The organism is Kitasatospora sp. NPDC127116, assembly GCF_042677365.1.
Taxonomy (GTDB): Bacteria; Actinomycetota; Actinomycetes; order Streptomycetales; family Streptomycetaceae; genus Kitasatospora; species Kitasatospora lactacystinica.
In genome coordinates this window covers 1-9,466 of record NZ_JBHXTL010000219.1, presented here as the reverse complement: position 1 = coordinate 9,466, position 9,466 = coordinate 1, and the positions used below count along the sequence as shown (strand labels likewise).

Sequence of the window (9,466 nt, the reverse complement as noted above, 5' to 3'; positions counted from 1 at the left end):
GACCACCCCCACACCCCGGCCGGGTGGCGGTCGCCCCCCGGGGCGGCCGAGGATCGCAACCAGTACGCGTACGTCACCAGGGGCTCCGTTCGGGTCAGTGGCGGTCGCCCCCCGGGGCGGCCGAGGATCGCAACTGCGCGGTCGCCGCCGGCCTGGCGCCCGCCCGGGTCGTGGCGGTCGCCCCCCGGGGCGGCCGAGGATCGCAACGCCGACGGCGAGGCCTACAAGAAGGTCCTGCGCACCGGTGGCGGTCGCCCCCCGGGGCGGCCGAGGATCGCAACGCCTCCCCCCGCGGCATGGTCAAGCCGAAGCCCGGGTGGCGGTCGCCCTCCGGGGCGGCCGAGGATCGCAACCTGCTCGCGGGACTGGCCGACATCCACGGCACTCAGGTGGCGGTCGCCCTCCGGGGCGGCCGAGGATCGCAACATCGTGCTGGGCTCCTACTTCCCGGCCAACCTGAGGTGGCGGTCGCCCCCCGGGGGGCGGCCGGGGATCGCAACTCGGTGCTCATGCTGCGTTCTCCCTCGGGCTCGACGGTGGCGGTCGCCCCCCGGGGCGGCCGAGGATCGCAACTTCAAGGGCTCGAAGGTCGTCGCGGGCACCACCATCGGTGGCGGTCGCCCCCGGGGTGGCCGAGGATCGCAACTCTGCCGCAGGGCATGCGGCCTGGGGAAACAACAGTGGCGGTCGCCCCCGGGGCGGCCGAGGATCGCAACCCCAGGCCAGGGTCTCGGTGGGGGTGCCCCAGGTGGCGGTCGCCCCCCGGGGCTGCCGAGGATCGCAACGAGTTGGTGGCGGTGATGTTCCCGGCCTGGACGACGTGGCGGTCGCCCCCCGGGGCGGCCGAGGATCGCAACCAGAGCTGCACCAAGGGGGAGCACGCCATCGCCCACGTGGCGGTCGCCCCCCGGGGCGGCCGAGGATCGCAACCGACGGGCGCACGTCGGGCTGCTGACCCGGCGCCTGGTGGCGGTCGCCCCCGGGGCGGCCGAGGATCGCAACCAGCAGGGCATCCGCGACCTGCTCGACGGCCTGCAGAGTGGCAGTCGCCCTCCGGGGCGGCCGAGGATCGCAACTCGACGAGGATCGTGCCCGCGGTCTGACAGTCCAGGTGGCGGTCGCCCTCCGGGGCGGCCGAGGATCGCAACCTGCTGGCCATCGCGGAGGCGCCGTCCGGGCTGTGGCGGTCGCCCCCCAGGGCGGCCGAGGATCGCAACATCCTCCGCCGTCACACCGACGTCACCGGTGTCTCGTGGCGGTCGCCCCCGGGGCGGCCGAGGATCGCAACGCCAACGGGACCGGTCCCGTGCCGGATCCGAAGCTGGTGGCGGTCGCCCCGGGGCGGCCGAGGATCGCAACCGCTGTCCTCCGTGCCCGACCTCGTGGCCAAGGGCGGTGGCGGTCGCCCCCCGGGCGGCCGAGGATCGCAACCCCGTCAGCTCGCAGGACTCCGGCTACCACGTGGGGGTGGCGGTCGTCCCCCGGGGGCGGCCGAGGATCGCAACACCTACGTGCCGAGCTTCGGCATCGGGACCGAGGAAGTGGTGGTCGCCCTCCGGGGTGGCCGAGGATCGCAACATGACCGGGGTGTGGGGCATCGGCCTCGGCATCGCGAGTGGCGGTCGCCCTTCGGGGCAGCCGAGGATCGCAACCGCCGGGGCCTGGCCGCCGCCCGCCAAGCCGACGACGTGGCGGTCGCTCTCTGGGCGGCCGAGGATCGCAACTTCGTCTTCGGGGAGGTGTTGTGGAAGCGGTACACGTGGCGGCCGCCCTCCGGGGCGGCCGAGGATCGCAACCCGTAACGCTGGGTAAGGATCTGGCGGTACACCTGAGTGGCGGTCGCCTCCCGGGGCGGCCGAGGATCGCAACACCGCCTGCGTGCCCACGGTCGCACTCCTTCTGGAGGGTGGCGGTCGTCCCCCGGGGCGGCCGAGGATCGCAACCACACCGTCGGCAACCGCAGCGAGCTGTACTTCAGGGGTGGCGGTCGCCCTCCGGGGCGGCCGAGGATCGCAACGGCGTTGCGCGCCTCCGTCTCCTTGTCGGCTGCAAGTGGCGGTCGCCCTCCGGGGCGGCCGAGGATCGCAACGCCAACACCGGCCCGTTTGAGTCCGGGGCGTCGACGTGGCGGTCGCCCCCCGGGGCGGCCGAGGATCGCAACGACGTCGTTGATCCGCTTGTCGGGCATGCCGAGGCCCGTGGCGGTCGCCTCCCGGGGCGGCCGAGGATCGCAACCCGGACGCCGAGTGGGACATGGCCGAGCCCGAGGCGGTGGCGGTCGCCACCCCGGGGGCGGCCGAGGATCGCAACTTCGGCCATTTCAACTCTCCTGAGTGGGTGTGGTGGGGTGGCGGTCGCCCCCCGGGGCGGCCGAGGATCGCAACCACCGTGCCGTCGCCGAGACCCTGCGCAGCCGCCGCCGTGGCGGTCGCCCCCCGGGGCGGCCGAGGATCGCAACGGCCCGTCCGACGGAGAGCGGGCCCCGGCTCGGCGCGTGGCGGTCGCCTCCCTGGGCGGCCGAGGATCGCAACTGCTCTATGTGCCGCCGCAGGGACCACATGCCCTCCGTGGCGGTCGCCCTCCTCGGCGGCCGAGGATCGCAACTTCGCGTCGGCGACGTGCTCCAGCCGGTCCCAGCTGAGTGGCGGTCGCCCTCCGGGGCGGCCGAGGATCGCAACCTCCGCTACGGCCTGGAGGAGGAACTCGAGGACCAGGTGGCGGTCGCCCTCCGGGGCGGCCGAGGATCGCAACGGCATTACCGACTGGCACCTGGAATTCGCGGAGATCGTGGCGGTCGCCTCCCGGGGCGGCCGAGGATCGCAACTTCCCACCCCCGGGCCCGAGGGGCCTAGCGGTCCGGTGGCGGTCGCTCCCCGGGGCGGCCGAGGATCGCAGTCTCTTCGATGCCTTGGGAATTGTCGTGGCGGGCGTCGGATGACTTTGGGGATCACTTCGTTGGGGCTGACCTGAAAACAGATCGATCAGTTTTTACAGCTGGTCGATCAAGATTGATCCCTTTCTGGCTTTGGCGTGGGGCTGTCGAGGTCGCACGCCATCCTGTTGGCGATTGTCGACCGCACTTGCGCAACTTCGGTCACTGGCATCGGCGTTGGAGAGGGGCGGAGCCTCTGCGGCTGTCAGTGGTGCGGTCTATGGTCGCGATTCACGAAAGGTGTCTGGTGACACTTCGCGTCTTCTGCCTGAAAGGTGACTGGAATGTCCGGGAGGGTGGCTTCGGTGGGGGAGGAACGCAGTCTTGCGCGGCGCCGAGGGAATGAGGGGTGGGTGTTTCCGGATCTGCTGGTGGAGGTGTGGGGGCCTCTCGCGTGCTTCACCAGGCCGGAGTTGAAGTCGGAGCGTGTCAGTTATCCGGTGATGACGCCGTCGGCCGCGGTGGGTGTCCTGGAGGCGATCTACTGGAAGCCCGAGTTCCGCTATGTGATTCGGGCGATCGAGGTGCTGAAGCCGATTCGGTGGGTGCAGGTGCGTCGCAACGAGGTGAAGTCGGTCGTCACGGCGAAGAAGCTGCAGGAGCTCCAGACGGTCCCCGGGGCGCGTTACGACGTGGAGGAGGACCGGGACCAGCGCAACACGATGGCATTGACGGACGTGGCGTACCGGATCCGCGCGCAGATCGTGGTGGCCGGGCACGCGGGTGCGCCGGAGCAGAAGTTCCGGGAGCAACTGCGTCGCCGGGTGGACCGCGGCGCGTGTTTCTCACAGCCGTTCCTGGGGTGCCGGGAGTTCAGCGCGTCCTTCGGACCGGCGTCAGACGCGTCGGCGCTGGCCGAACGGAGCGAAGAGCTGGGGGTGATGCTGCACTCGATCGCCTACACGCCCAAAGGCGAGAGCTACCGGTGGTTCAGGGCGCGGCTGGAGCGCGGAGTGATGGAGGTGCCGGCCGCGCCGCTGTCCGCGGGGGCGGTTGCGATGCCGTCGGCCCCGTGGCGTGTCGACGGCGAGGAGTGAGCTGGTGCTGCTGCAGCGGTTGACCGAACAGGCCGAGCGGATGCCGGACCTGCCGCCCGAGTTCTACCGGCACCGGCAGATCGACTGGGCGCTGGTGATTACCTCGGACGGTGCCGCGCCGTTCCTGTCCGACCGGCGCCCGCCGGCGAAGTCGCGCGGCCAGGCGGTGACGGAGCCGGTGCCCTACGTGCAGCGCTCGGGAACGAGGGTGCCGCCGTTCCTGCTAGTGGACACCGCCGAGTTCGTCCTCGCCAGGGCACGCGCCGGCGCCGAGGCGGACGGCCCGGGGGAGAAGGACCTCGCCGAGGCCGCCCGCCGTCACGCCGAGTACCTCGGCCTGTTGCGCCGTTGGGCCGACGAGGCGCCCGACGACCCCACGGCCCGAACGCTGCTTGACGTCCTCACCCACGGAATCGCCACCATCGACATCCCGCCTGAACTGGACGCCCGGCACACGGTCGCCGCCGTGGTGGACGGCCAGTGGCTGCACGAGAGGCCCTCCGTGAGGGAGCTGTGGGCACGCATCGTGCGGGAACGCAAGGGCTCCGGCAGCCAGGAGCAGGAGCTGTGCCTGGTCTGCGGGAAGTCAGGAGACCTGCTGTCGACGATCCCCGAACCGGTGAAGAAGGGCGCCGTACCCTCGACCGGAGGCAGCAACGAAGCCCAGCTGGTCAGCATCAACTCACCCGCCCAGGGCCGCGGCGGCGCCATCAAGCTCGTCAACACCCCCGTGTGCGACCACTGCGGAAGCCGCGCCATGGCCACCCTCAACCGCCTGCTGGCCACCTCCAGCCACCGCCGCTCCCTGCCCGACGGCGTCCTGCTCTGGTGGACCCGCGAACCCCTGAACCAGCCACTCATCGAACTCATCGACGACAGCAACCCCGACCCCGCCGCCGTCGCACACCTCATCGACACCCTCCACCACAACCCCGACCCGGCCACCGCCACCCGCATCACCACCAACGACTTCTACGCCCTCACCCTGGGCCTGAACAACGCCCGCACCGTCGTCCGGGAATGGCTCGACGTCCCCCTCGACGCCGTCAAAGCCAACCTCGGCGCCTGGTTCGAAGACCACGGCGTCTACGACGGATGGCGCGACACCACCCGCTACCTGCCCCTGTGGCACCTCGCACTCGCCGCCGGCCGCCACAACGGCACCCAGTACGTCAAAGGCACCGCACCCCACGGCATCGAACGCGAACTCCTCCACACCGCCCTACGCCGCACCCCACCCCCCGCACGCCTCCTCCCACACCTCCTCCAGCGCATCCGCGCCGACCATCACCTCGACACCCCGCGCACCGCCCTGCTGCGCCTGGCCCTCGCCCGCTCCCACAATCGAACGGACCGACCCATGCCGCGACTCGACACCGCCAGCACCGACCCCGCCTACCTGTGCGGGCGCGCGTTCGCCGTCCTCGAAGCCGTCCAGCAGGCAGCCCTGCCCGACGTGAAGGCCACGATCGGCGACAAGTTCTTCGGCACCGCGATGACCGCCCCAGCCGCGGTCCTGGCGAACCTGCGCCGCGGCGCCAACGCCCACCTCAAGCGCCTTCGCCGCGACAAGAAGCCCGCCTACCTCGCCCTGGACGCACGACTGTCACAGGCCTTCGCCGCCTTTACCGACGACCTTCCCACTCACCTGTCACCCCGCGAACAGGCCCGCTTCGTCATCGGCTACGAGCAGCAGCGCACCGCCGACAACCAGGCCCGCGCAGCCGCCAAGGCCGCGAAAGCCGCCACCCAGGCGACCGACGACGGTGCCGACCAGACGCCCTGACAGCCCCACCCGAACGTCCACATCCAACCGACACCACCAGGAGAACCCGCACCATGACCGACGCCCACCTCGACCCCACCCGCAAGCACGACTTCGTGTTCCTGATCGAGGCCACCGACAGCAACCCCAACGGCGACCCCGACGCCGGCGGAAGCCCCCGCACCGACCCCGTCTCCGGCCAGGGCCTCATCACCGACGTCGCCATCAAACGCAAGATCCGCAACACCGTCGCCATGCTCAACCAGCACGACCCCAAGCCCGGCTACGACATCTACGTCGAAGCCGGCGTCGCCCTCAACAGCCAGCACGAACGCGCCTACACCGCCCTCGGAACCGAAACCCAGCAAGCCGACGCCCGCACCTGGATGTGCCAAACCTTCTACGACATCCGCATGTTCGGCGCCGTCATGAGCACCGGCAAGAAGCCCGCCGGCCGCGTCCAAGGCCCCCTGCAGCTCACCTTCTCCCGCTCCATCGACCCGATCACCCCCCTGGAGATCGGCATCACCCGCGTCACCCCCACAAAGCAGGAAGACGTGGACGCCTTCAACAACCCCACCGACGACAAGAAGGGCAAGGAGACCGAGATGGGCACCAAGCACATCGTCCCCTACGCCCTCTATCGCGGAAGCGGCCACTTCAGCGCCCCGCTCGCCGCCCGCACCGGCGTCACCGCCAACGACCTCGACATGTTCTGGCGCGCCTTCCAGATCATGTTCGAACACGACCGCGCCGCCGCCCGCGGCGGCCTCGCCCTGCGCGGCCTCTACGTCTTCACCCACGACGACGCCTTCGGCCGCCAGCCCTCCCACACCCTCTTCGACCGCATCCGCATCAAGCAACTCCACGACGCCACCGCCCGCAACATCACCGACTACGGCCCCATCGACATCGACGACACCGGCCTCACCGACGCCGGCATCACCCTCACCCGCCTCATCGGATGAACCACCCCCAACCAAAGCCAGGAGACGGCGACCAACCCCAAGTCGCCCTCTCCTGGCTGGAGCACTACACCTACTGCCCCCGCCAGTGCGCCCTCATCGTCCTCGAAGACGCCTTCACCGACGACGCCGCCACCACCCGAGGAACCCTCCTCCACCAACGCGTCGACACCCCAGGCAACCGCGGCCGCAACACCATCCGCACCCTCCACGCCCTACCCGTCTGGCACGACGAACACGGCCTCACCGGAACCTGCGACACCGTCGAACTCCACAACAACGGCACCATCCTGCCCATCGAACACAAATCAGGCCGCTACCACCCCGGCGGCCCCGCCGACGTCCAAGCCGCCGCCCAAGCCATCTGCCTCCAACAGATGTTCCAACAACCCGTACCCCACGCCGCCATCTACTCCGCCACCGACCGCCGACGCCACACCATCACCATCACCCCCGAACTCCACCAACGCGTCATCACCACCACCCACGCCATCCGCACCCTCCTCACCACCCGCCAACTACCACCCCCCGCCACCGACAACCGCTGCCGACGTTGCTCCATGGCCACCAACTGCATCCCCACCGTCCTCACCAACACCCACCGCTACCAGCACGCCCTCACCACCCTCTACACCACCCCCGACGAAGAACCCACACACCCATGACCACCGAACTCCTCAACACCCTCTACGTCCAAACACAAGGCACCGACCTCCGCCTCGACCAAGACTCCCTACGCATCCACCTCCCCGACACACCAGGCCGCAAGACCCTCCCCCTACGCCGACTCGACGCCATCGTCCTCTACGGCCACATCAACCTCTCCACCGAACTCCTCACCCGCTGCGCACAGGACGGACGGCCCGTCACCTGGATGACCCGAGGCGGCCGGTTCCAGGCACGCCTCGAAGGGCCTGTTCGCGGCAACGTCCTCCTACGCCACCAGCAGCACTGCACCCACGCAGATCCGCACCTGCGGCTCGACATCGCCCGCAACACCGTCGCCGGGAAGATCCGCAACAGCCGCTGGATCCTGCTGCGCGCCGCCCGCGACGCGCAGCAGACCCCACAGGCCCGCATCCGCGAAGCAGCCGCCAAACTCGCCGAGGCACTGCCCGAGACCAAGAACGCCGCCTCCCCGGACACCCTGATGGGCATCGAAGGCAACGCCGCCCGCACCTACTTCAGCGCACTGCGCGACGTGCACCGACCCGCCGACGGCATCCCCGCCTTCACACACCGCAACCGGCGCCCACCCACCGACCCGGTCAACGCCCTGCTGTCCTTCACCTACGGACTGCTGCGCAACCTCGTCCACGGTGCGATCGAACAGGTAGGACTCGACCCGTACATCGGCTTCCTCCACGGCCTGCGGCCCGCGAAGCCGGCCCTGGCGCTCGACCTAATGGAGGAGTTCCGGCCCGTCCTGGCGGACCGCTTCGCACTCACCCTTCTCAACCGCCGCGAACTCAAAGCCCACCACTTCGACCACCTCGCCGGCGGCGCCGTCAACCTCACCGAGGACGGCCGCAAGACCGTGCTCTCCGCCTGGCAGGACTGGAAGACCCAGACCTGGGAACACCCGATCGCAGGACGAGCAGTTCCCGCCGCACTCCTTCCGGTCGTTCAGTGCCGCATCCTCGCCCGCCACATCCGCGGCGACCTGCCCGGGTACCTGCCTTGGACGGCCGCCTGATGGACCTCCTCCTCACCTACGACGTCGACACCACGACACCAGAAGGACGCCGCCGACTCCGAAAAGTCGCCAAACTCTGCGAAGGACACGGCCTACGCGTCCAGAAGTCGGTCTTCGAAATCGTCGCCACCGACATCGATCTCCTGCACCTCCTGAACGACATCAACAAGACCATCGATGCAGACACCGACAGCATCCGGATCTACCGGCTTCCACACAACGGCTTCAACGACGTTCAGACTCTAGGAGTCGCTCAGGTACAGCCCCATCGTGACGACCTGATTCTGTGACGGAAGGCTTCGGAACCCGGAGTTCACACGTGCCACGCGGGCCGCACCGAAGCCAGATGTCTGGTTTGAGTGGATCTGCTGGCAAACGGCGCGCAAATACTCGTCACACAGGTAGGGTCCTGACCTGGTCAAGTGCCGTGGCGGTCTCCCTCCGGGGCGGCCGAGGATCGCAACACCCGCCAGTGCGTCAGGTCCGAGGCCTGCGGCGGTGTGGCGGTCGCCCTCCGGGGCGGCCGAGGATCGCAACCGGACCTCCTTCGAGTGGGACTTCCACTTCGCGGCGAGTGGCGGTCTCCCTCCGGGGCGGCCGAGGATCGCAACGGGCAACCAGTGCCCGGCGGGCGGTCTCGTCCCCGGGTGGCGGTCGCCCTCCGGGGCGGCCGAGGATCGCAACGGGGAGGCCATGCTTCACGTTCTCCTGGAGCACCAGTGGCGGTCGCCCTCCGGGGCGGCCGAGGATCGCAACCCGTCGCTGGCTCAGCCCTGGGCCTACGACGGCCGGTGGCGGTCGCCCTCCGGGGCGGCCGAGGATCGCAACCCGTACGGGAACGAGTAACAGGGAGGCTCCCTTGCCCGTGGCGGTCGCCCTCCGGGGCGGCCGAGGATCGCAACTGCGTCTCGTGTCCACGTCCCGGTGCCGCCGGCGGTGTGGCGGTCGCCCTCCGGGGCGGCCGAGGATCGCAACACGTTCGTCGCCGCCCTCGGCATCCAGTAGAAGGGTGGCGGTCGCCCTCCGGGGCGGCCGAGGATCGCAACGATCTCGCCCAGGGCGGGGCGTACC

6 protein-coding genes and 2 CRISPR repeat arrays are annotated in these 9,466 nt (G+C 70.3%); all 6 genes read left to right on the top strand.

The features are described 5' to 3' along the window. Positions 1 to 37: 37 nt before the first annotated feature. A CRISPR array of direct repeats spans positions 38 to 2,896; the repeat unit is 23 nt; unit sequence CCGGGGCGGCCGAGGATCGCAAC. A gap of 389 nt (positions 2,897 to 3,285) precedes the next feature. From cas5c to cas2, 6 genes are read left to right on the top strand one after another with little or no spacing between them, the layout of a single operon-like run. Continuing rightward, entirely contained in the window at positions 3,286 to 3,969 is a 684-nt protein-coding gene (gene cas5c / locus ACFVHV_RS42085) for a type I-C CRISPR-associated protein Cas5c (RefSeq protein WP_380358942.1), read from the top strand. A gap of 4 nt (positions 3,970 to 3,973) precedes the next feature. After that, positions 3,974 to 5,755 carry a type I-C CRISPR-associated protein Cas8c/Csd1 gene (gene cas8c / locus ACFVHV_RS42080; RefSeq protein ID WP_380358939.1) on the top strand — a complete coding sequence of 594 codons (1,782 nt, stop codon included), beginning with the start codon at positions 3,974 to 3,976 and terminating at the stop codon, positions 5,753 to 5,755. A 53-nt stretch (positions 5,756 to 5,808) separates the two neighbouring features. Further along, the gene (gene cas7c, locus ACFVHV_RS42075; RefSeq protein ID WP_380358936.1) at positions 5,809 to 6,702 is read left to right on the top strand and encodes a type I-C CRISPR-associated protein Cas7/Csd2; all 894 of its coding nucleotides are present in this window, start codon (positions 5,809 to 5,811) and stop codon (positions 6,700 to 6,702) included. Further along, positions 6,699 to 7,364, top strand: a complete 666-nt coding sequence (gene cas4 / locus ACFVHV_RS42070) for a CRISPR-associated protein Cas4 (RefSeq protein WP_380358934.1) — start codon at positions 6,699 to 6,701, stop codon at positions 7,362 to 7,364. The genes cas7c and cas4 overlap by 4 nt, the downstream gene beginning before the upstream one ends. After that, complete coding sequence (cas1c, locus tag ACFVHV_RS42065; protein ID WP_380358932.1) at positions 7,361 to 8,395, top strand: type I-C CRISPR-associated endonuclease Cas1c; 1,035 nt, start codon at positions 7,361 to 7,363, stop codon at positions 8,393 to 8,395. The genes cas4 and cas1c overlap by 4 nt, the downstream gene beginning before the upstream one ends. After that, complete coding sequence (gene cas2 / locus ACFVHV_RS42060) at positions 8,395 to 8,685, top strand: CRISPR-associated endonuclease Cas2 (RefSeq protein ID WP_380358929.1); 291 nt, start codon at positions 8,395 to 8,397, stop codon at positions 8,683 to 8,685. Before cas1c ends, cas2 begins: the two co-directional genes overlap by 1 nt. A gap of 137 nt (positions 8,686 to 8,822) precedes the next feature. Beyond that, positions 8,823 to 9,441: a CRISPR direct-repeat array (repeat unit 37 nt; unit sequence GTGGCGGTCGCCCTCCGGGGCGGCCGAGGATCGCAAC). Between the last annotated feature and the right edge of the window lie 25 nt (positions 9,442 to 9,466).

Bases quoted from the DNA above. Each gene is read 5' to 3' on its own strand.
- cas7c (WP_380358936.1), top strand. From the start codon at position 5,809: ATGACCGACGCCCACCTCGACCCCACCCGCAAGCACGACTTCGTGTTC.
- cas4 (WP_380358934.1), top strand. From the start codon at position 6,699: ATGAACCACCCCCAACCAAAGCCAGGAGACGGCGACCAACCCCAAGTC.
- cas1c (WP_380358932.1), top strand. From the start codon at position 7,361: ATGACCACCGAACTCCTCAACACCCTCTACGTCCAAACACAAGGCACC.
- cas2 (WP_380358929.1), top strand. From the start codon at position 8,395: ATGGACCTCCTCCTCACCTACGACGTCGACACCACGACACCAGAAGGA.